This window comes from Pseudacidovorax sp. DMC4, from assembly GCF_056314265.1.
The window spans coordinates 91,041-110,248 of sequence record NZ_JBQUYR010000013.1 but is presented as its reverse complement, the minus strand read 5'-3'; the positions used below and the strand labels follow the sequence as shown (position 1 = coordinate 110,248).

The window sequence follows — 19,208 nt, the reverse complement described above, 5'->3', positions numbered from 1 at the left end:
CGAAGACTGGGGGTGGGCATCAATGTCCACCGCCCATGTGAGCACCCAGGACATGGCGGTCAGCGGATGCGGCGGGGGTTTCGTACACGATGCGGCCCTCGCTCATCACCACGATGCGGTCCGACAGGGCCAGCAGCTCGTCCAGGTCCTCGCTCACCAGCAGCACGGCGCCGCCGCGCTCGCGCACCTGCACGATGCGGGCATGGATCTCGGCCACGGCCGCGAAGTCCAGGCCGAAGACGGGGTTGGCCGCGATCAGCACCTGGATGTCGCCGGCCAGCTCGCGCGCCAGCACGGCCCGCTGCACATTGCCGCCCGACAGGCTGCCGATGGGCGCGCGCTCGCCGCGGGTCTTGATGCCGTACTCGGCGATCCACTGCCGCGCCCGCGCCCGCCAGCGACCAAAGCGCAGCAGGCCGCCGGCCGCCAGCGGCGGCTGGTCGAAGTCGCGCAGGGCCATGTTCTCGGCCACGCTCAGGCCCGCGACGCAGGCATTGCGCAGCGGCTCCTCGGGCAGGCTGCGCACGCGCAGGCGGCGGTTGTCGGCGCGGCTGGCGCGGTAGGGCTGGCCGCCCACGCGCACGCGACCGGCGCTGCGCGCGCGCTGGCCCACCAGGGCCTCGACCAGCTCGCGCTGGCCGTTGCCCGAGACACCGGCCACGCCCAGGATCTCGCCCGGCCGCACCTGCAGGCTGAGCGACTGCACGGCGGGCGTGCCGCGGTCGCCGGGGGCAGAGAGCGATTCCACCTCCAGCGTCGGTGACGCACCCGCTGCGACCGGCGTGCGCGGTGCGACGGTGCTCGCGCCCTCGCTCGCCTCGTCGGGCGTGGCGCCCGCACCCATCATGGCCTGGGCCAGGCGGGTCGGGTCGGTGTCGCGCACCGCGGCATGGTGCACCGCGCGGCCGCGGCGCAGCACGGTCACGGCGTCGGCATAGGCCATCACCTCGCGGAACTTGTGCGTGATGATGAGCACGGTGCAGTGGCCGCCCTGCGCGAAGGCGCGCACATGGCCCAGCACCTCGTCGGCCTCCTGCGGCGTGAGCACCGAGGTCGGCTCGTCCAGGATCAGCAGGCGCGGCTTGAGGTACAGCTGTTTGAGCAACTCCAGCTTCTGCTTCTCGCCCGCGGCCAGCTGCGAGGGCCGCGCGTCCAGGTCCAGCCGGAAGGGCGTGGTCGCCAGAAAGGCCTGCAGCTCGGCGCGCTTGGCCTTCCAGTCGATCAGCGCGGGCACCTGGCCGCCGGCCAGCAGCAGGTTCTCGGCCACCGTCATGCCGGGCGCGAGCGTGAAGTGCTGGTAGACCATGCCGATGCCCAGCTGCCGCGCCACCACCGGGTTGGCGATGGACTGCTCGCGGCCGTCGATGAGGATGCTGCCTTCCTCGGGCCGCTGAAAGCCGGCCACGCACTTGACCAGCGTGCTCTTGCCGGCGCCGTTCTCGCCCAGCAGCGCATGCACGCTGCCGGGGGCGACCTGCATGCTCACGCGGTCCATGGCGGTGAAGTCGCCGAAGCGCTTCGTGAGCTCCAGCGTGTCCAGCGCGAGCGCACCCTGGGCGCGCGGATGGGGGGTGACGGGCGCGATCATGGTGCCAGTGCCTCGATCAGCGCGGTCGACGGCGCATGCGCGCCGAACACCCCGCCCTGCATGGTGATCATCTTGAGTGCCGCCGCATGGTTGCCCGGATCGGTGGCCGCCGTGCAGTCCGACAGCAGCAGGCATTCGAAGCCGCGGTCGTTGGCGTCGCGCATGGTGGTGTGCACGCACACGTCGGTGGTGATGCCGGCCAGCACCAGGTTGCGGATGCCGCGGGTGCGCAGGATCATCTCCAGGTCGGTGGCATAGAAGGAGCCCTTGCCGGGCTTGTCGATCACCACCTCGCCCTCGATCGGCGCCAGCTCGGGAATGATCTCCCAGCCCGGCTCGCCGCGGATCAGGATGCGGCCGCAGGGCCCGTCGTCGCCAATGCCCACGCCGCCTTCGCCGATCTGGCGCGAGCGCCAGCGCTTGTTGGCCGGCAGGTCCGACAGGTCGGGCCGGTGGCCTTCGCGGGTGTGAATGATGGTGTAGCCCAGCGGACGCATCACGGCCAGCAGGCGGCGGATGGGTTCGATCGGCGCCTGCGTGAGCGAGATGTCATAGCCCATCACGTCCACATAGCCGCCCTTGCCGCAGAAGTCGGTCTGCATGTCGATGACGATGAGCGCCGTGTTGTCGGGGCGCAGGTTGCCGTCGTACGGCCAGCGGTAGGGTTCGGCGGCCGCGAAGCGCGGCGCGGCGGCAGCGGGGGAGGTCGTGGCGTCCATGGTGTCAGTCCAGGGTCTTGAGACGTTCCTTGTCGGGCACCGGCGGCGTGGGCGCCGGCACCAGCGGATGGCTGCCTGCGCCGCCGTAGAAGCGCACGGGCGGCGCGAAGCCGAAGCCTGTGCCGTCGGTCACCTGCACCTTGTCGCTCCAGGGCAGGCGGTAGCGGCCGGCGGCCATGTCGTGCATGTAGGTGTAGGAACAGTCCTGCGCGCCGCCCTTCACCGCCACGTAGCCGCGGTGATAGAGCTGGTAGATGTTGTTCTCCACGCCCCAGCCGGTACGTGCCTCGCGCACCAGGTCGGGCCGCAGCTCGGCGGTGATGATCTCGTCGGGCCGGCCACCGCCCTCCACCATCACGGTGCCGTCGAAGCTGCAGAACATGCCCTCGCCCATGGAGTCGAAGGTGCCGTCGCTGCCGCACATGCACACGCTGGCGGTGTAGGCCAGGTTGCAGAAGGCGTTGGCCTGGTTGGTGATCTTCCAGGCATGGCGGATGGGCGCCGTGTAGCCGGCCGTGCGCAGGATGATCTCGGCGCCCTTGTACGCGGCCTCGCGCGCCATCTCCGGGAACATGCCGTCGTGGCAGATGATGAGCGCCAGCTTGCTGCCGTTGGGGCCGTCGCACACCGGCACGCCCAGGTTGCCCGGCTCCCAGGGCTCCACCGGCACCCAGGGATGCAGCTTGCGGTAGTACAGGCGGATGGCGCCCTGGTCGTCGATGACCAGGCCGCTGTTGTACGGATTGCCATCGGGGTTGGCCTCCATGATGGAGAAGCAGCCCCAGATGCGGTGTTCCACGCAGGCGGCGCGGAAGGCCGCCACCTCGGGGCCGTCCAGGCTGCACATGATCTCGGGATTGGTGTCCATCGACAGGCCATGCAGCGCGTATTCCGGAAACACCACCAGGTCCATGGTCTGCTGGTTGCGGCGGGCCTTGCCCACCAGCTCGCAGATGCGCTGCGTCTGCGCCGCCAGTTGCTCGCGCGTGGCGACCACCGGCAGCTGCAGCTGCACCAGGCCCACCACCACGCCGTGGGCCGATTTGTTCAGACCGCCGAGTCCGCTCATGGATGACTCCTTGTGGGGTTCATTTCGAAGAAAGCTCACCGGGACTGCCCGCCGCCACCTGCCCGGGCCGGCACGAGGCCACCAGGATGAGGAGCGTGAGCACATAGGGCACGGTGTTGAAGAGGTGGTAGCCCCAGCCGATGCCGATGGACTGCAGCGCCGGCCCCACGGCCCCGGCACCGCCGAAGAGCAGCGCCGCGCCCACGCAGCGCAGCGGGCTCCAGCGCGCGAAGATCACCAGCGCCACGGCGATCAGGCCCTGGCCGCTGGAGATGCCCTCGTTCCAGCTGCCCGGGTAGAACAGCGTGAGCGAGGCGCCACCCAGCCCGGCGATGGCGCCACCCGCGGTGGTGGCCGCGATGCGCAGCGCCGACACCGAATAGCCCAGCGCCCGTGCCGCATCGGCCGAGTCGCCGGCCAGCCGCACCAGCAGGCCGGCGCGGGTCCGCGCGAAGCCCCACCACAGCAGGCCGGCAAGCAGCAGGCCAAGCGGCACCAGTGCATTGACCTGCAAGGCCGCACGTACCGCCGCATTGCTGCTCCAGTCGCCCAGCGGCAGCGCCGGGATCTGCGGCGCCTGCGGCTGGATCAGCGGCTTGCCCAGGTAGAAGGCCAGGCCCGTGCCCAGCAGCATCAGCGCGATGCCGGTGGCCACGTCGTTGACGCCGCGCAGCGAGCACAGCAGGCCGTGCAGCAGCGCCAGCAGCGCACCAGCCAGGGCGCCCACGAGCACGCCCACCCAGGCCGAGCCGGTGAGGTACGCGCCGCCGAAGGCCGCCATGGCCGAGAGCACCAGCACGCCTTCCAGGCCCAGGTTGATGCGACCCGACTTCTCGGTCAGGCACTCGCCCAGGCTCACGAAGAGGAAAGGTGTGCCCACGCGCAGCGCTCCGCCCACGATGGCGGCGACGAAGGCGGTCAGCATGTCGGCGGTCATGGTTGCGCCTCCTTGAGGGCCGGTGCCGCCTTGTCACTGCGCAGGCGGCGCAAGGGCGTGAGCCAGTCGCGCCCGCGCAGCGCCTCGCTGGCCAGGATGAGCACGAAGGCGATGCCCTGCAGCACCAGCACCGAGGCATCGGGCAGGCCCAGCCGGCGCTGCAGCAGGCTGCCCGCCGCGCCGAAGCCACCGAAGAGGATGGCCACCGGAATCACCGCCAGCGGGTTCTGCCGCGCGATGAAGGCCACCAGGATGCCCGCATAGCCATAGCCCGCGATCAGCGAGGCATTGGCGCTGGTGTGCACTGCCGCCACCTCCACCGCGCCGGCCAGGCCCGCGCAGGCGCCGCCCAGCGCGCAGGCCAGCAGCACCAGCCGCGTGGCCGGCAGGCCCACCAGTTGCGCGGCGCGCGGATTGCCGCCGACCACCCGCACCGAGAAGCCGGTGGGCGTCCAGCGCAGCCACAGCGCCAGCACCACGCAGGCCGCCACGCCCAGGGCCAGGCCCCAGTGCACGTCGCTGCCCGCGATGCCGCCGATGCGCAGGCCCTCGGCCAGGGCATTGGTCGAGGGCTTGTTCAGGCTGGCCGGATCGCGCAGCGGCCCTTCGACCAGGTGCTTGAACAGGCCGATGGCCACATAGGCCAGCAGCAGGCTGCTGATCGTCTCGTTGATGCCGCGGTACTGGCGCAGCGCACCCGCCAGCATGATCCACAGCGCGCCGGCCACCATGCCGGCCAGGCACACGGCCACGGTGCCGAAGAGGTTCTCCGGCAGCGCCACGGCATAGGGCAGCGCCGCCGCGCCCAGACCGCCCAGCACCAGCGCGCCCTCGCCGCCGATGATGACCAGCCCGGCGCGCGCCGGCAGCGCCACGCACAGGGCGGTGAGCATCAGCGGCGCCGCGCGCTGCAGCGTGTTCTGCCACGAGAACCAGCTGCCGAAGGCGCCCTGGTAGAGCACCGCCCACACCTCGGGCGGCGAGCTGCCCGCCGCCACGGCCGCAAAGACGCCGAACAGCGCCACTGCGGCCGCGATGCTGAGCACCGGCAGCGCCAAGTCCTGGCCCATGGATCGCATGGCAGGTCTTCCTTGCAACGGAGGGCCGGCCTCAGACCGAGCCGACCACGCCTTCGACCAGGTAGTTCATCTGCTCGAGCTTGAGGTCGGTCTGCTTCTGCACCTGGCCGGCGGCGATGACTTCCTTGCCCTTGTTGTCCTTCAGCGGGCCCTTGAAGATGTCGAAGCTGCCCGCGACCATCTTGGCCTTGATGTCGTCGGCCTGCTTCTTGGCGGCGTCGGTCACCATGGGGCCATAGGCCGAGGTCTTCACATAGCCCTCCTTCAGGCCGCCGCGCAGGAAGTTGGGATGCGGCTTGCCGGCCTGGGCGGCCTCGAGGATGGTCTTGTAGGCGGTGAGCCAGTTCCATTCGGCGCCGGTGAGGTAGGCATTGGGCGCCAGCTTGGCCTGGCTGGCGTGGTAGCCGCAGACCATCTTGCCGCGCTTGGCGGCGGTCTCCACCACCACCTTGGGGCCATCCACGTGCATGGTGAACACGTCGCAGCCCTGGTCGGCCAGGCTGTTGGTGGCCTCGGCCTCCTTCACGGCCATCGACCAGTCGCCGGTGAAGATCACGTGGCAGGTGATGCCCGGCTTGACTGAACGCGCACCGAGCGTGAAGGCGTTGATGTTGCGCAGCACCTGCGGAATGGGCTTGGCGGCCACGAAGGCGATCTTGCCGCTCTTGCTCATGTGGCCGGCGATCACGCCGTTGAGGAACTGGCATTCGTCGATGTAGCCGAAGAAGCTGCCCACGTTCTTGGGGTTCTTCTCGGTCCACAGGCCGCCGCAGTGCGAGAAGCGCACGTCGGGGTACTTGGGCGCCAGCGCCAGGATGTGCGGGTCGAAGTAGCCGAAGGAGGTGGGGAAGAGCAGCGAGGCGCCGTCCTGCTGGATCATGCCGGTCATGGTCTTCTGGACGGCGGCGGTCTCGGGCACGTTCTCTTCCTCGACCACCTTCACGCCGGGCAGCTTCTTGAGCTCGGCCGCGGCCTGGGCGTGGGCCTGGTTGTAGCCGTAGTCGTCGCGCGGGCCGACGTAGATCACGCCCACGGTCAGCGGCTTCTGGGCCCAGGCCAGGGGGCCCAGGCTGCCGGCGGCGCCGAGGGCGGCCAGGGTCTTGAGGGATTCGCGGCGATTGAAGGCGGTCATGCGAAAAGCTCCAGCGGAAGGTTGGGTGAGGGAAAAGGAAGGAAGAGAAGCAAGGAAATCAGGGCAGCCGGGCGACGGGCGCCTGCGTGACGCCGGCGGACTCCAGCGCGGCGGCGGCGCGCAGGGCAAGGTCTTCGCGCCAGGGGGCGGCAATCAGTTGCACGCCCACCGGCAGCGTCGCATGGGCGCCCCACACAGGCACGGCGCACACCGGCAGGCCGATGCAGGAGATGGGCTGCGTGAGCGCACCGAAGCTGGGCCGCAGCGGCTGGCGGCGGCCGTCGAGTTCCAGCCATTCGGTGCCGATGGGCGTGGCCGAACAGGGCGTGGCCGGCGCGAGCAGCAGGTCGAAGTCCTGCATCAGCGCGGCCACGGCCTCGGCATAGCGGCGTCGCACGCGCTGGGCCCGCGTGACCCAGGCGGCGGGCAGCAGCGCGCCGGCCAGGAAGCGGTCGCGCGACAGCGGCTCGAAGTCCTGCGCGCGGCGGCGCAGGTCGGGCAGGTGCAGGGCTGCGCCTTCGGCGTTGGTGATGAGGAAGGCGGCGGCGCGGCCGGCCTCGACCAGCGGCAGTTCGACGGTGCGCGTGGCGCCCAGGGCCTCGGCCACGCGGGCGACGGCAGCCTGCGCCTCCGGCAGCGCATTGCGCGCGAACCAGCCGCCCAGCACGCCGATGCGCAGGCCGGCGATGCCCTGCGGCAGCGTGCCGATCACCGGCTCGACGGGGCGCTGGGCACAGCCCGGGTCGCCGGGGGCGCCCTCCTCCGGTCCCTGCATCGCGTCGTAGGCCAGGGCCAGGTCGCGCACCGAGCGGGCGAAGGGGCCCAGGTGGTCCAGGCTGCCGACGAAGGGATAGCTGCCGGTGCGCGGCAGCCGGCCGAAGGTGGGCTTGAGGCCGTACACGCCGCACAGCGAGGCCGGCACGCGGATGGAGCCGTTGGTGTCCGAGCCCAGCGAGATCGGCGCCTGCCCGGCCGCCACCGCGGCGCCGCTGCCGCCCGAGGAGCCGCCCGCGATGCGCGTGAGGTCGTGCGGATTGCGCGTGGGGCCCTCGTGCGAGTTCTCGGTGGTGAAGCCGTAGGCGTACTCGTCCATGTTGAGCCCGCCCACCAGCACGGCGCCCGCCGCTTCGAGCCGGCGCAGCAGCAGGGCGTCTGCGCTGGCGGGCGGCGCCTCACGCTCGATCTTCGAGCCTGCCAGCGTGGGCAGGCCGGCGATGTCGAACAGGTTCTTGACCGCCACCGGCACGCCGGCCAGCGGTAGCGCGGCCCGGGCCTCGGCCGGCAGGGCATCGAGCGCGGCGGCGCGCTGCAGGGCGCGCTCGCGCGTCACGGCGGTGAAGGCGTTGACGCGGTCCTCGGTGGCGGCGATGCGGTCCAGCACGGACTGCACCACGGTGGTGGCACTGGCCTCACCCGCGTGCACCGCGGCGGCGATGGTGGCGGCGTCCGCCTCGAACCAGGGCTGGGCAGCGCTCATGACTGCCCCCCCGGCGCCACCGGCTCGAAGCGCACCGCCGACTCGTCATGCGGCGCCAGGTCCACGGCCTCGGTCAGCGCCGCCATGTCGGCAGCGAGCGCGAAGTAGCGCAGCACGCCGGCCCGGTGTTCGGGCGCGAGCGGCAGGTCCAGCGCCGCGGCGGCGGCGTCCACATAAGCTTCGATCTGTTGAGGCGTCATGGGCGGTTCGGTGGCGGTGGGTCAGCGGCGCACTTCGCGCTGGAAGATTTCGAGGCTCTGCTTCTTCATGGCCACGAAGCTCGGCTGGCTCAGCGTCTCCACAGTGCGCGGGCGCGGATCGTCGTAACGCAAGATCTCGGCCACCCGCGTGGGCCGCTTGGTCAGCAGCAGCACCTCGTCGGCCAGGTACACCGCCTCTTCCAGGTCGTGCGAGACCAGCAGCATGGTGGTGCCGGTCTGCATGAACACCTCCTGCAGCTTCTCGCGGATGAACAGCGTCATCTCGAAGTCCAGCGCCGAGAAAGGCTCGTCCAGGAACAGCACCTCGGGGCCGGGGGCGAGCGCCCGCATGATCGAGGCCGTCTGCTGCTGGCCGCCGGAGAGCTCGTAGGGAAAGCGGTTCAGGTCGAACTTGACGTCGAAGCTGGCCACCAGCTCTTCCATGCGGCGGTCCACCTCGGCTTTGCTGCGGCCTTCCAGCTTGAGCGGATAGGCGATGTTGTCGATGGTGCGCATCCACGGGAACATCGCTTCGCGGTAGTTCTGGAACACGTAGCCGATCTTGGTGTCCTTGAGCGACTTGCCGTCGAACAGGATCTCGCCGCGGTCGATGGGGATCAGCCCCGCGATCATGTTGATCAGCGTGCTCTTGCCGCAGCCGTTGGGTCCGAAGACCGAGACGATCTTGTGCTTGGGAATGTCGAGGTCGAAGTCCTCGTACAGCGGCCAGCCGGCGAAGTACTTGGTCAGCCCGCGGATGGTGATGTGCGTGCCGGCGGGACCGGGGCGGAACTTGGGCATCGGCACATCGGCGACCACGGGGGCGTTGAGGACTGCGTTCATCTTCCGCTCCAATGGACGATACGGCGCTCGATGACCAGGAACAGCACGTTGAGCGCGTAGCCCAGCGCCCCCGCCGCCAGGATGCTGGCGTACATGCTCTTCACGTTCAGCACCTGCTGCGAATTGATGATCCGGTTGCCCAGGCCGCTGTCGGCGCCGATGAACATCTCGGCCACGATGACGATCACCAGCGCCATCGACACCGCCGAGCGCAGGCCGACGAAGCTGGGCTGCAGGCTTTCCCACACCAGCACGTCCTTGAAGATCTGCCAGCGCGTGGCGCCCATCACCTTGGCCGCCATCACCCGCTGCTTGCGGGCGTTGATGACGCCATACGCGCTGTTGAACACCACGATCAGCATCGCGCCGAAGGCGGCGATGGCCACCTTGTTGATGTCCGAGGTGCCGAAGATCATCAGGAACAGCGGGATCAGCGCAGACGAGGGCGTGGAGCGGAAGAAGTCGATCAGGAACTCCACGCTGCGGTAGGCCTTCTCGTTGCTGCCCAGCAGCACGCCCAGCGGCATGCCGACCGCCGCGGCGATCAGGAAGGCCTGCAGCGTGCGCCACACGGTGACCAGAAAGTCGTTCAGCAGCGGCCCGCCCGCCAGGCCCGTGACCAGGGTCTGGAAGGTGGCCAGCGGCGGCGGCAGCAGGATGGGCTTGATGAGGCCCAGCCGCACCACCAGGTCCCACAGCACGAACAGGGCAAGGGGCCCGATGGCCGGCAGCAGCTTGTTCCACACCGGCGGCCGGGGCAGCGCGGGCGCGACGTCGGTGGCGGGCGGCTTCCAGGCGCCCGCCGCGGCGGAGGATGGCGCGTTCATGGCACTCAGCCCCGGTAGAGCAGCCCGTCCACGGCCACCTTCTTCTCGAAGATGCCCTTCTCGGTGAACAGGTCGAAGAACTTCTGGAAGTACGCGATGTCGGCGGGCTTGAACTCGTCGTGCAGCATGTACGAGGCCAGCGGCACCTCGTTGGTGAGCGCACCCTCGATGGCGGTGTAGCCCTTCATGTACTGGCGCGCGTCGGCCGGGTTGTTGCGCACCAGCTCGATGCCGCGCTTGTAGGCGGCGATGTACTTCTTGGCGACGTCGGGGTTCTTCTTGATGAATTCGGTGGTCAGGCTGGCCGAGCCGCCGTGCCACGGGGCCATCGGGTCGCCCAGGATGTAGTGGGCCACCACGCCGGCTTCGAGCACGCGCGTGGTGCCGTTGAGCCGACCCACGGTGCCGGTGGGCTCCAGCGTGTAGACGGCGTCGATCTGGCCGGCGGCCAGGGCGGCCACATGCTGGCCGATGGGCAGCTCGGTGACGTTGATGACGCCCGCGCCGGCGCGCTCCAGCATGGTCTTGGCCAGCGTCACGTTCTGGATGCCGGGGCCCGAGGCCACGCGCTTGCCCTTGAGTTCGGCGACGCTCTTCACGGGGCTGTCCTTGGGCACCAGGAACTCCTCCAGCACGTACTTGGCGTTGCTGGGGTTGGTGCAGAAGATCTTGAACAGGCCGGGCTGCGCGATCTCGCCGATGCCCAGATTGGCGCTGCCGGTGCCGTTGGCGCTGCCGTCGGAACGGCCGGAGAGCATGGCCTCCATCACCTGCTGGGCGCCGGCGAACTTGAGCGGCTCCACGTCGAGGCCCGCTTCCTTGAAGTAGCCCTTCTCCACCGCGGCGAAGAAGGGCAGGCCCGCGGCCACCGGCCAGTAGCCGATGCGCAGCTTGGGCCCGCCCTGCGCACGCACGATGGCGGGCGCGGCCAGTGCGCCGAGGGCGGCACCGCCGGCCTGCAGCACATGGCGGCGGGAGGGACGGAAGGAGGGCGTTGGGCTCATGCGAAGACTCCTGCGAACGAACGAAAGGAAGGGCGGAATGAGAAAGGCGGGGCGCGAGGGCGCAGTGCGTTCAGGCGCCGCGCGAGGCGATGTAGGCACGCCAGCCGCCATGCGCACTGACGTCCTCGGCGCCCTGCAGCGCATGGGCCTCGCAGATGAAGCTGTGCACCCAGCGCCCATCGACCAGCTCGACGCTGCCCAGGCCCAGGGGTGGCGGGATCTGCGCCAGGAAGGCGCCGACCTCGGCGCGCGGCACGTTCCAGACCTCCAGGGCGATGGGCACGCCGCGGCCAGGCTCGCGCTGCAGGCCCGGCTTGGGCGGCGTGGTGCCAGGCAGCGCATACAGGCGGTAGTGCGGCGCGGTGGTGGTGGTCTCGACCAGCGTGGCGCCGCGCGCGATGAGCTGGTGGTTGAGCGGCATGCCCGTGAGGTGGGCACCGACCACGGCGATGGGCATGCCCTCGCCCTCGGCCAGCGGCGGCCAGACCATGGACTCGGCAGCCGGCAGCGGCCCGCCGGTGGCGCCCATCGGCAGGCCCGTGGCGTGATGGAAGCGCTGGCCCAGCTCGGCCAGGCGGAAGTCGCTGCCGCAGGGCCCGATGAAGGTCACGCCGAAGGGCAGTCCGTCGGGCCGGATGCTAGAAGGCACGGACAGCGCCGCGTAGTCCAGCAGGTTGACGAAGTTGGTGTAGTGGCCCAGCTCGCTGTTGCGTCGCACCGGCTCGGCGCGCATGGCGTCGAGCGTGCAGTGCGTCGGTGCGGTGGGCACCAGCAGCAGGTCGATGCCGGCCCACATGGCCGCGGCCTGCTGGCCGAGCGCATGCAGCTGGGTCTGCGCATCGACCAGGTCGGCGGCGTCGAAGCTGCGGCCACGCGCCAGGATGCCGCGCACCGGCTCGATCACCTCGGCCTCGTGCGCATCGAAGAAGGGCCGCACGGCGGCATAGCGCTCGGCCACCAGCGCGCTGTCGTAGAGCAGGCCGGCGGCGCGGGCCAGCGGCGTGTAGTCCACGGACACCGGTTCGCCGCCCAGCTCGCGCAGCTGCGCGACGGCCCGCTCGAAGGCGGCGGCGGCCAGGGCGTCGCCGTGGAACTCCAGCGGCTGCGGCACGCCGAAGCGGAAGGCCGGCGGCAGCGGCGTGCGGACCAGGTCGAGGCGCCGCGAGTACGGATCGCCCGCATCCGGCCCCATGGCGCAGGCCAGCACCCGGGCCGCCAGCGCCACGGTGGGCGCGAAGATGGAGACACAGTCCACGCTCTGCGCCGCCGGCACCACGCCCTTCGCGCTAATCAGGCCCTTGCTGGGCTTGAGGCCCACGATGTTGTTGAGCCCCGCCGGCACGCGGCCGGAGCCGGCGGTGTCGGTGCCCAGGGAGAAGTCCACCTGCCCGGTGGCCACCGCATAAGCCGAGCCGGAGCTGGAGCCGCCCGACACGTAGCGCGCATCGAAGCTGTTGGGCACCGCGCCGTAGGGCGAGCGGCTGCCGTTGAGGCCGCAGGCGAACTGGTCGAGGTTGGTCTTGCCGGCGACCGAGGCACCGGCATCGAGCAGGCGCTGCACCACGGTGGCGTGCGCGTCGGGTGCGTAGGCAAAGGCCGGACACGCGGCCGTGGTGGGCAGGCCGGCGACATCGATGTTGTCCTTGACGGCAAAGCGCAGGCCGCCCAACGGACCGCCCGCCGCACCGGCGATGGGCGTGGCCGGGCGGCTGATCCAGGCCGCTTCGGGCCGGCCATCCGGGGCAGGCTGCGGCGCGGGCACCTGGGCGGAACCCGCGGCCGCGAAGGGGCGGGTCAGGGCGTCGGGGGTAGAGGCTTCGTGCACCATGTTCAGGCATCCATTCTTGGATACATGATGTGATGCAAGCAGCGTGCCACCTGGATCGCCCGCCGGACGAGCATTCGGGCACCGGCAATGGTGAGATCGACGAGGCTGTGACACCGGTGCATCGCGCGGCACTGGACCGCAAATGGCGCATGCCAGCCTTGACAGGCACGTCATCACGAAACATCATTAGTTACATGAAACGCGACAGCCGCCTCTCTTCCGTCCTGCATGCGCTGCTGCACATGGCCGAGTACGACGGCCCCGTCACCTCCGAAACGCTGGCGCAGTGCCTGGGCACCAACCCGGTCGTCGTGCGACGCACCATGGCCTACCTGCGAGAGGCCGGCATCGTGAGTTCGGACCGCGGCCACGCCGGCGGGTGGCGCATCCAGGCCGACCTGCGCACCGTCACCCTGCGCCAGTTGCACGAAGCCCTGGGCGAGCCCGCCACCTTCGCCATCGGACACCGCAACGAAGCGCCGGCCTGCCTCGTCGAGCAGGCGGTGAATGCCGCGCTGGAAGACACCTTCGCCCAGGCCGAAGCGTTGCTGCTGCAGCGCTTCTCGGAAATCACTCTCGCCGATCTGGCGGCCGACTTCGCGCGCCGTCATGCAGCGGCTCGGCAGGAAAGGCCTTGATCATGGAATTCGACGTCATCGTCATCGGCGGCAGCTATTCAGGAATGGCGGCGACCCTTCAGTTGGTGCGGGCGCGCAAGACCGTGCTGGTGGTCGACGCGGGCGAGCGGCGCAATCGCTTCGCCAGCCACTCGCACGGGTTCCTTGGTCAGGATGGCGCGCCCCCGGCGGAGATCGCCGCCGAGGCACGCCGCCAGCTCGGCGCCTACCCCACGCTGACATGGCTCGATGGCCGGGCCGTAGCCCTCACAGGATGCGTGGACGCGTTCACGGTGACGGCATCCGACGGTCGCGCGCACCGCGCTCGGCGCATCCTGCTGGCCACCGGCGTGTCCGACCGGCTTCCTGACGTCGAAGGCCTTGCCGAGCGGTGGGGCCGGTCGGTCTTCCACTGTCCCTACTGCCATGGCTACGAACTCGACCAGGGCGGCATCGGCATCATCGCTGCAGGCCCCCTGTCGATCCACCAGGCCGAACTGCTCACCGAGTGGGGCCGCGTGACGCTGCTCGTCAACGGTGCGATGGCACTGGATCCGGCGTCGCGCGCGGCCTTGCAGCGCCGTGGCGTGACGATCGAGGAGGCCACCATCCGCTGCATCGAAGGACATGCCGACGTGGCGATGGCCGACGGACGCGTGCTTCGCTTTGCAGGCCTGTTCACGGCGTCACGAACCTCGCCGTCGAGTCCTTTGGCAGAGGCCATCGGCTGCGCGCTCGAAGAAACACCCATGGGCCTGCAGGTGCGCACGGATGCCGAGAACAAGACCTCGGTGGCGGGCGTGTTCGCCTGCGGCGACGTGGCGCGCATGCCACATTCGGTTTCCCTGGCCGTGGGCCACGGCGCCATGGCCGGCGCCCAGGTCCATCGCTCGCTGGTCTGGCCCGATTCCCTGGCCCCGGCATAGAGGCAGGGACCTGCGATGACACCGTTCTCCGATCCCGCGGCTGTGTCGAGCTACGCGGAACGGACCGCGAGGATCGTGCCCGGACTGCGCGACCTGCACCGCATGACGGCTGTCTTGCTGGCCGAGGATGCGCCTCCGGACGCACGCATGCTGGTGCTGGGCGCGGGCGGCGGCCTGGAACTGAAGGCCCTGGCCGAGTTGCAGCCGGCCTGGCACTTCGACGGCGTCGATCCTTCCCCCGAAATGCTCGCGCTCGCCCGCGCAACCCTGGGCGCCTCCGCACCCCATGTGCGCTTGCACGAGGGCTACATCGACAGCGCGCCAATGGGGCCCTTCGATGGCGCGGCCTGCCTGCTGACGTTGCACTTTCTGACCGCGGATGAACGCCTGCGCACCTTGAAGCAGATGCACACGCGGCTCCGGCCGGGGGCACCCCTGGTGGTCGCACATCACAGCTTCGCCCGGGAGGACCACGCGGCTGGCCGATGGCTGGCGCGCAACGCGGCATTTGCGGTGGCCTCCGGCGTGCCCACCGCCCAGGCCCATGGCAGCATCAATGCGTTCAAGCAGCGGCTGCCGGTGTTGTCGCCAGAAGAGGATGCGGCATTGCTGCGCGCGGCCGGCTTCGAGGACGTCGAGCAGTTTTACGGCGCATTCACCTTCAGGGGCTGGGTAGCCCGCAGGACCTGAAGCGCCGCGCGCCGACCCGCGGCTCCGGCCACGGGCGCCGGTCAAGCGCGCCGCAAGATGCCCGGCGCCTCCAGCACCAGCTTGCCCATGGCCTGCCCCGATTCGAGCCGCGCATGGGCCTGCGCCGCCTGGCGCAGATCGAAGACCTCGCTCACCCAGGGCCGCACCCGGCCGGCGGCCACCAGCGGCAGGGCCACGGCGCGCAGGCGCTCGGCGATCAGGGCCTTCTCGGGCAGCGGCAGCGGGCGCAGCAGCGAGCCGGTGATGCGCAGTTCCTTGGCCAGGATGGGCCGCAGGGGCGCCACGAAGTCGGCGCCCTCGCCCGGCGACAGATGCACCAGCCGGCCGCGGCGTGCGAGCACCTGCACATTGCGCGCGGCATGCGTGGCACCGGCCATGTCCAGCACCACGTCCACGCCCCGGCCCCCGGTCCAGTCCAGCGCGGACTGCACCCAGTCCTGCGTCCGGTAGTTGAATGCGGCCGCAGCGCCCAGGGTCCGCGCCTCGGCCACCTTGGCGTCGCTGCCGCAGGTCACCGCCACCCGATGGCCCAACGCGGCCAGCAACTGCATGGCCAGGCTGCCGACGCCGCTGGTGCCGCCATGGATCAGCACCGTCTCGCCCGGCCCCAGCGCCGCGACGCCGAAGAAGTTGTGCCAGACGGTGAAGAGCGCCTCGGGCAGCGCGGCGGCATCGCGCAGGCCCAGACCTACCGGCACGGCGAAGGCGAGCGCGGCGGGCGCCACCACCCGCGTGGCATAGCCACCGCCATCCACCAGGGCGCACACGGCGTCGCCCACGCGCAGCGGGCCGGCCCGGGCGCCGGCCCAGCGCACGGTACCGCTGACCTCCAGGCCGGGCACGTCGCTGTGCGCGGGCGTGGGACCGCGGCGGCGCTGGTTGCAGTCGTGCCGGTTGACGCCGGCCCAGGCCACGTCGATCAGCACCTCGTCGGGCCCCGGCGCAGGCAGGGCCAGGCCGGGCGTCCAGCGCAGCACTTCCGGGCCACCGGGCGCGGTGATGACGAGGCCGTCGGCGAGCAGGTCGGGCCCGGCGGGGGGCATTGCGTCCGTCGCCTTCAATCCAGCTTCACGCCCGCGGCGCGCACCACCTTGCCCCACATGGCGCGATCGGCCTGGATGAAGGCGGTGAATTCGGCGGGCGTGTTGCAGCGCAGCTCACCGCCGTAGTCGCGCCACTTCTTGGCCAGCTCAGGCGACTGGCAGACCTTGGCCATGGCGGCGCTCAGCTTCTCCAGGATGGCGGGCGCCGTGCCGGCCGGCGCGAGCAGCCCCTGCCAGGCGATGGGCGTGTAGTCGGGCAGGCCCTGCTCGGCGAAGGTCGGCACGTTGGGAAAGCTCGGATGCCGCTCGCGGCCGGTGATGGCCAGCAGCTTGAGCTTGCCGGCCTGCACGTTGGTGGCCGCCGCAGGCAGGCCGTCGAACATCAGCTGGATCTGCCCTGCCAGCAGGTCGGCGTAGGGGCTGTTGCTGTTGTAGGGCACCAGGTTCGACTTCACGCCCGCCACGCTGTTGAACCACACGGCCGACAGGTGCGAATAGCTGCCGATGCCCTGCGTGGCCACGGTGACCGAATCGGGCTTGGCCTTGAGCTGGGCGACCAGCTCGCGCGCGTCCTTGGCCGGCACCGACGGCGTGGCGATCAGCCCCGTGTTGAGCACGCCCAGCAGGCTGATGGGCGCGAAGTCGCGCTCGGCATTGAAGGGCAGCTTGCCGTAGAGGTGCGGCACGACCGACAGCGAGCTGGTGGTGCCGATGTAGAGCGAGTAGCCGTCGTTGGCGGCCTTGGCCGCCACCTCGGTGCCAATGATGTTGGAGGCACCCGGACGGTTCTCCACATAGAAGGACTGGCCCAGGATCTTGGTCAGCTCCGCGGCCAGCTCGCGGGCATTGGCGTCGGGGCCGCTGCCCGCGGGGAAGGGGGCAATGATGCGCACCGGCTTGGATGGGTAGTCGGGTTGGGCGCCCGCACCGGTGGGCGCCAGGGCCAGGGCAGCGACGAGCGGCAGGGCGGCCGCGCCGGCGGCGAGCCTCTTGAGGATGGTCATGAATGTCTCCGTTTGCGAACGCGTGCCGATTGCACGGGACCGAATCATACGAACACATTGTTTATTGTCAAAATACGATAATGACAATACCATTCAATCCATCGAAGGACCAACAAGGTCTTTCGTTCTCGCCTGGAGACAAAGTTGACCCCTCCCCAACCGTTGCAATTGCAGTTCAGCCACATCGGGCTGTACGTCACCGACCTGGCCCGCATGGCCGGCTTCTACAAGCGCGCCCTGCGCTTCACCCAGACCGACGCGGGCGACCTGGGCCCGGTGCAGCTGGTCTTCCTGAGCCGCGACCCCAGCGAGCACCATCAGCTGGTGCTGGCCACCGGCCGGCCGGCGGACATGGCCTTCAACGTGGTCAACCAGCTGTCCTTCCGCGTGCCCGACGTGGCGACGCTGCGCGCCTTCCACGACCGGCTGCTGGCCGAGGGCGCGAGCGAGATGCTGCCGGTGACGCACGGCAATGCCGTCTCGGTCTACTGCCGCGATCCGGAGGGCAACCGGCTGGAGCTGTTCATGGACACGCCCTGGTACTGCGAACAGCCGCTGCGCGAGCCCATCGACCTCGCCCAGAGCGACGAGGCCATCCTGGCGCAGGCCGAGGCCATCGCGAAGCGCTTTCCCAAATTCATGAGCCGGGCGCAATGGCAGGCCGACGTCGCCCGCCGCATGCAGGAAGACCAGCATGGCTGAGCCGGCGCCCGTGTACGACGTGGCCATCGTGGGGCTGGGCCCCACGGGCGCCACGCTGGCCAACCTGCTGGGGGCCGCCGGGCGCTCGGTGCTGGTGGTCGAGAAGGAACGCGACATCTTTCCCCTGCCGCGGGCCATCCATTACGACGGCGAGGTGCTGCGCATCTTCCAGGCGGCGGGCCTGCGCGAGCCGGTGCTGGCCATCTCGCGGCCCGGCACGCAGGGCATGCACTTCGTCAATGCGGCGGGCCAGACGCTGCTGATCCGCGGCGGCACCGCGGCACTGGGGCCGCACGGCGGCGCCAACAACTACTACTTCCACCAGCCCGAGCTGGAGGCCGTGCTGCGCGATGGCCTGGCACGCTTTCCGAACGTGCACGTGCGGCTGGGCGCCGCCCTGAGCGCCATCGACGTGGACAGCGAAGGCGCCACGCTGCACGGCTGCCAGGGCGGCGACGGCGGCAGCTTCGAGGCCCGCGCCCGCTGGGTGGTGGGCTGCGATGGCGCCCGCTCGCCGGTGCGCCAGCACATGGGCAGCCCGATGGTGGACCTGGGCCTGCGCCAGCCCTGGCTGGTGTTCGACGTGGTGCTGACCGAGCCGGTGGACCTGCCGCCGCACACCGTGCAGCACTGCGACCCGCGCCGGCCCATGACCTACTGCAACGTGGTCGGCAACCGCCGCCGCTGGGAGATCATGGTGCTGCCCGGCGACGACCGCGAGGCGCTGGTGCAGCCCGAGAACCTGTGGAAGCTCGTCGCGCCCTGGGTGCGGCCCGACCAGGCCCGGCTGGAGCGCGCCGCCATCTACACCTTCCATTCGGTGATCGCCGATGGCTGGCGCCAGGGTCGGCTGCTGCTGGCCGGCGATGCCTGCCACCAGACGCCGCCCTTCCTGGGCCAGGGCATGTGCGCCGGCATCCGCGATGCCGCCAACCTGGCCTGGAAACTGGACGCGGTGCTCGCCGGCCGCGCATCCGAGGCGCTGCTGGACACCTACGAGTCCGAGCGCAAGCCGCATGTGCGCGCCCTGATCGAGCTGGCCGTGCGCCTGGGCGGCCTCATCCAGACCACCGACCCGGTCGCAGCGGCCGAGCGCGACGCCCGCTTCGCCAGCGGCGAGCCGGAGGTCTTCGAGCTGCCGCCGCAACTGCTGGGCGCCGGCGCCTTCGATTCGCTCCAGCAGGACCTGGCGGGCCGGCCCTTTCCCCAGCCGCGGCTGGCCGACGGCCGGCTGCTGGACGAGCTGCTGGGCCGCCGCAGCGCCGTGATCGGCCAGCGCGAACTGCTGGCCGCCGCGGCGCCCGGCACCGCCGAGCGCTGGGCCCGCAGCCAGGCCCTGGTCATCGACGAGCCCGACCCGCCGCTGGCGGACTGGCTGCGCAGCCACCAGGCGGGCGCCGTGATACTACGGCCCGACCGCTACATCGTCGGCGTGGCGCGCACGGGCTCCGAGCTGGACCGCATCTCCCAGTACCTCCCGGTGGCGCCATGACGACCCACAT

19 protein-coding genes are annotated in these 19,208 nt (G+C 70.8%); 5 read left to right on the top strand and 14 right to left on the bottom strand.

Annotation, left to right across the window (positions count from 1 at the left end; translation table 11 throughout):
• Positions 1–19: 19 nt before the first annotated feature.
• From ACT54X_RS22230 to atzF, 12 genes are all read right to left on the bottom strand, one after another.
• The gene (locus ACT54X_RS22230) at positions 20–1,588 is read right to left on the bottom strand and encodes an ABC transporter ATP-binding protein (RefSeq protein WP_476348658.1); all 1,569 of its coding nucleotides are present in this window, start codon (positions 1,586–1,588) and stop codon (positions 20–22) included.
• Positions 1,585–2,307, bottom strand: coding sequence for a biuret amidohydrolase (gene biuH / locus ACT54X_RS22225; protein ID WP_476348657.1), 723 nt, complete (start codon positions 2,305–2,307; stop codon positions 1,585–1,587). Before biuH ends, ACT54X_RS22230 begins: the two co-directional genes overlap by 4 nt.
• Before the next feature lie 4 nt (positions 2,308–2,311).
• Positions 2,312–3,376 (bottom strand): formamidase, encoded by a 1,065-nt coding sequence (locus ACT54X_RS22220; protein ID WP_476348655.1) that lies wholly within the window; start codon positions 3,374–3,376, stop codon positions 2,312–2,314.
• A gap of 19 nt (positions 3,377–3,395) precedes the next feature.
• Positions 3,396–4,313 (bottom strand): ABC transporter permease, encoded by a 918-nt coding sequence (locus ACT54X_RS22215; RefSeq protein WP_354320727.1) that lies wholly within the window; start codon positions 4,311–4,313, stop codon positions 3,396–3,398.
• Positions 4,310–5,392 (bottom strand): ABC transporter permease, encoded by a 1,083-nt coding sequence (locus tag ACT54X_RS22210; RefSeq protein WP_294366583.1) that lies wholly within the window; start codon positions 5,390–5,392, stop codon positions 4,310–4,312. Before ACT54X_RS22210 ends, ACT54X_RS22215 begins: the two co-directional genes overlap by 4 nt.
• A gap of 31 nt (positions 5,393–5,423) precedes the next feature.
• On the bottom strand, positions 5,424–6,524 hold the full coding sequence (locus ACT54X_RS22205) for a BMP family ABC transporter substrate-binding protein (protein WP_476348652.1): 1,101 nt from the start codon (positions 6,522–6,524) through the stop codon (positions 5,424–5,426).
• A gap of 58 nt (positions 6,525–6,582) precedes the next feature.
• A complete protein-coding gene (locus ACT54X_RS22200; RefSeq protein ID WP_476348650.1) occupies positions 6,583–8,001 on the bottom strand; it encodes an AtzE family amidohydrolase in 1,419 nt (472 codons plus the stop codon).
• Positions 7,998–8,201, bottom strand: coding sequence for an AtzG-like protein (locus tag ACT54X_RS22195; RefSeq protein WP_476348648.1), 204 nt, complete (start codon positions 8,199–8,201; stop codon positions 7,998–8,000). The genes ACT54X_RS22200 and ACT54X_RS22195 overlap by 4 nt, the downstream gene beginning before the upstream one ends.
• A gap of 21 nt (positions 8,202–8,222) precedes the next feature.
• Entirely contained in the window at positions 8,223–9,044 is an 822-nt protein-coding gene (locus ACT54X_RS22190) for an ABC transporter ATP-binding protein (RefSeq protein ID WP_476348646.1), read from the bottom strand.
• Positions 9,041–9,871, bottom strand: a complete 831-nt coding sequence (locus ACT54X_RS22185; RefSeq protein WP_476348644.1) for an ABC transporter permease — start codon at positions 9,869–9,871, stop codon at positions 9,041–9,043. The genes ACT54X_RS22190 and ACT54X_RS22185 overlap by 4 nt, the downstream gene beginning before the upstream one ends.
• A 5-nt stretch (positions 9,872–9,876) precedes the next feature.
• Positions 9,877–10,875, bottom strand: coding sequence for an ABC transporter substrate-binding protein (locus ACT54X_RS22180; protein WP_476348642.1), 999 nt, complete (start codon positions 10,873–10,875; stop codon positions 9,877–9,879).
• 70 nt (positions 10,876–10,945) lie between these two features.
• Positions 10,946–12,703, bottom strand: coding sequence for an allophanate hydrolase (gene atzF, locus ACT54X_RS22175; RefSeq protein WP_476348640.1), 1,758 nt, complete (start codon positions 12,701–12,703; stop codon positions 10,946–10,948).
• 194 nt (positions 12,704–12,897) lie between these two features.
• On the opposite strand from atzF, the gene ACT54X_RS22170 reads away from it, so the two are divergent.
• The 3 genes from ACT54X_RS22170 to ACT54X_RS22160 are packed head-to-tail and all read left to right on the top strand — an operon-like array spanning position 12,898 to position 14,936.
• Positions 12,898–13,341: an Rrf2 family transcriptional regulator gene (locus ACT54X_RS22170; RefSeq protein ID WP_294366567.1), complete on the top strand. Its 444-nt coding sequence runs from the start codon at positions 12,898–12,900 to the stop codon at positions 13,339–13,341.
• Between the two features lie 2 nt (positions 13,342–13,343).
• Positions 13,344–14,246 carry an NAD(P)/FAD-dependent oxidoreductase gene (locus ACT54X_RS22165; RefSeq protein ID WP_294366565.1) on the top strand — a complete coding sequence of 301 codons (903 nt, stop codon included), beginning with the start codon at positions 13,344–13,346 and terminating at the stop codon, positions 14,244–14,246.
• Between the two features lie 15 nt (positions 14,247–14,261).
• Positions 14,262–14,936 carry a class I SAM-dependent methyltransferase gene (locus ACT54X_RS22160; RefSeq protein WP_294366561.1) on the top strand — a complete coding sequence of 225 codons (675 nt, stop codon included), beginning with the start codon at positions 14,262–14,264 and terminating at the stop codon, positions 14,934–14,936.
• Positions 14,937–14,977: 41 nt separating this feature from the next.
• Here ACT54X_RS22160 and ACT54X_RS22155 read toward each other — a convergent pair whose 3' ends face one another.
• Both ACT54X_RS22155 and ACT54X_RS22150 read right to left on the bottom strand, forming a co-directional pair.
• On the bottom strand, positions 14,978–16,000 hold the full coding sequence (locus ACT54X_RS22155; protein ID WP_476348637.1) for an NAD(P)H-quinone oxidoreductase: 1,023 nt from the start codon (positions 15,998–16,000) through the stop codon (positions 14,978–14,980).
• A gap of 14 nt (positions 16,001–16,014) precedes the next feature.
• Positions 16,015–17,004, bottom strand: coding sequence for a Bug family tripartite tricarboxylate transporter substrate binding protein (locus tag ACT54X_RS22150; RefSeq protein WP_476348635.1), 990 nt, complete (start codon positions 17,002–17,004; stop codon positions 16,015–16,017).
• 144 nt (positions 17,005–17,148) lie between these two features.
• Between ACT54X_RS22150 and ACT54X_RS22145 the strand changes: the two genes are divergently transcribed.
• Both ACT54X_RS22145 and mhpA read left to right on the top strand, forming a co-directional pair.
• Positions 17,149–17,706: a VOC family protein gene (locus ACT54X_RS22145; protein ID WP_294366554.1), complete on the top strand. Its 558-nt coding sequence runs from the start codon at positions 17,149–17,151 to the stop codon at positions 17,704–17,706.
• On the top strand, positions 17,699–19,198 hold the full coding sequence (gene mhpA / locus ACT54X_RS22140) for a bifunctional 3-(3-hydroxy-phenyl)propionate/3-hydroxycinnamic acid hydroxylase MhpA (RefSeq protein ID WP_294366552.1): 1,500 nt from the start codon (positions 17,699–17,701) through the stop codon (positions 19,196–19,198). Before ACT54X_RS22145 ends, mhpA begins: the two co-directional genes overlap by 8 nt.
• Positions 19,199–19,208: the final 10 nt, after the last annotated feature.